This is a genomic window from Staphylococcus pseudoxylosus (assembly GCF_003697915.1).
Lineage (GTDB): Bacteria > Bacillota > Bacilli > Staphylococcales > Staphylococcaceae > Staphylococcus > Staphylococcus pseudoxylosus.
This window is the reverse complement of sequence record NZ_RCVN01000055.1, coordinates 1-647: the sequence shown is the minus strand read 5'-3', so window position 1 is coordinate 647 and position 647 is coordinate 1. Positions and strand designations below refer to the sequence as shown.

Annotated in this window: 1 pseudogene; it reads left to right on the top strand. The window is 36.0% G+C overall.

Annotated features, from left to right (window positions below):
- Nucleotides 1–647: pseudogene (locus D9V42_RS14765) on the top strand (hypothetical protein); the annotation flags it as partial.

Genomic DNA, 647 nt, shown 5'->3' with positions numbered 1-647 from the left:
GTATTTCCAAGACTTGTTTCAAAAACTGCAAGAAAATGCAGCCACTTTAGCATTTTTAGAGGCTTGGGATAGCATAAAAAGTGCATTTGGTTCCATAGTTTCTATTATAGGGAATGTCATAAATTCATTTATTGGAATAAATACAGAAACAACAAAAAACGCAACAAGTATAGATAACGTAGCAAAAAGCATAGCTGTATTTGCTGGTAAATTTTCAAAAGTCACGAAAAAAATAGCTGATTTTCTGCAAAAAATTAGTGAAAGTAAAAGCGCAATAGATACTTTAAAAGTAGCTTTAGCTGCTTTGGCTAGTGTATTCGTTGCTTTGAAAGTTATTGATGGAATCATTAAGGCTGTCGAGATATATAATAAGGTTGTTGAAGCTGGTACAATTATACAAGGAGCTTTCAATGCTGTAATGGCTATGAATCCATTCGTGGCTCTTGGCATAGCAATCGCAGCCATTGTTGCTGGTTTAGTTTACTTCTTCACTCAAACCGAAACAGGTAAAAAGGTTTGGGGTAGTTTCGTAGACTTCTTAAAGAGTGCATGGGACGGAATAGTTTCATTCTTTAGCGGTATTGGTCAATGGTTTGCTGATATATGGAACGGAGCAGTTGACGGAGCTAAAGATAAGATCGGAAGAG